The following is a 1,426-nucleotide window of genomic DNA, read 5'->3' on the forward strand; positions in this document are numbered from 1 at the left end:
TAAAAGCAAAACAACTAAGCGAGTTTGGGGGCGGCGCGGAGATAGAGAGCGACGAAAGATTGAGAGAAAGAGCCGTGCTTTCTCTTGAAAGATTTAGCACCGCCGGAAGCAAAAAGGCTTATGTCTATCAAGCCTTGAGCGCAAACGCGAAAGTAGAAGAAGTAAGCGTGCTAAACGGGGGAGCCGGAGTAGTAAAAATTTATATAAAAACCAGCGATATGAGCGAGGAAACCAGGCAAAGCGTAGCCGAGTATCTAAACGGCGAGAAAGTAAGACCGCTGACCGATACGGTTACGGTAGCAAACGCCACGATAAAAAACATAGAGGTTAGAGCCGAGCTGGAGCTAACCGATATGTTTTTGCAAGATAGTATAGATAAAGAAATCAAGGCCTCAAAGACTTCTCTTTCTATCGGCGAAGATCTAAATTTAAGCTACATATATTCTACGCTTCACAAAAACGGGGTATATAGAGCAAGGCTAATAACTCCTAGCACAGATACCAAAGCAGGAGACGATAGCTTCATAAAAGTAAGTTTTTCTCTAAGCTATAAAAAGGCCGAGTTATGAGTTTATTGCCGAATCACAAAAGTAAATTTGACAAGAAATTCGACGAGCTATTCGGAGTAAGACTTGATAATCTAGATTTGAGAACGATAAACGTCCTGGCCGACTCTTGCCCAGTTTCTCTTTTGCCTATACTGGCTCAAAGCTACGACGTGAATATAGAGGGGCTCGGCGAAGAGGCTATAAGAGAGCTTATAAAAAATGCCTTCGAGATACATTTTTATAGTGGCACTTTTTACGCGATGAAAAAAGCTGTGAGCGCCTACGATAAAGATGCGCTTATAATCGAAGGAAATTTAAGCCAGAAATATAACGGCGCCTTTAAATTAGACGGATCGCGCTTTTACGGAAGCAACAACCACTGGGCCGAGTATAGCATAATTACCAGTGGGCTAACCGACCGCGCAAAAGCGCAAAAACTAAAAGAGACCGCCGTAAGCGCGGCACCCGCTAGGTGCGTATTAGTAGCTGTAGAGGCTAGAACGACCGCGCTAAGATACGACGGTGCGGCAAACTACGATATAACTTACAATTACGGAGTGTATTAAAATGGCAAATTTAAAAGAAAACGCCGCTTGGGAGAGCGGAATTTATCAGTTAGAAACGACCGACCCGGTAGTCGGCGGAGTAGACGGCATAAGCAACAAGCAAGCTATTCAGCTGGCAAACCGCACGAGCTACCTCAAAGACGAAATAGAGTCGCTAAAATCGAACTCTAACGCACAGCTAGTTTTAAAGCGCGATATAAGCGACAGCTATTCAAAAACCCAAACCGCTGCGTTAATCGCACCTAAACTAGATAGCGTTATCGCCGAGGCCATGTATCTTAAAAAGACCGACAAGATCGATGCATACACCAA

At 44.1% G+C, this 1,426-nt stretch carries 3 protein-coding genes; all 3 read left to right on the top strand.

Translation table 11 applies throughout. The features are described from left to right. On the top strand, window positions 1-569 hold a 569-nt coding region (locus UNSWCS_RS09555), incomplete at its 5' end, for a baseplate J/gp47 family protein (protein ID WP_035143873.1). Continuing rightward, a complete protein-coding gene (locus UNSWCS_RS09560; protein WP_035143874.1) occupies window positions 566-1,114 on the top strand; it encodes a phage tail protein in 549 nt (182 codons plus the stop codon). The genes UNSWCS_RS09555 and UNSWCS_RS09560, both read left to right, overlap by 4 nt. A 1-nt stretch (window position 1,115) precedes the next feature. After that, the coding region (locus UNSWCS_RS11880) for a hypothetical protein (protein ID WP_200862623.1) at window positions 1,116-1,426 on the top strand (311 nt) is incomplete at its 3' end.

It is taken from the genome of Campylobacter concisus UNSWCS (assembly GCF_000466685.1).
Taxonomy (GTDB): domain Bacteria; phylum Campylobacterota; class Campylobacteria; order Campylobacterales; family Campylobacteraceae; genus Campylobacter_A; species Campylobacter_A concisus_A.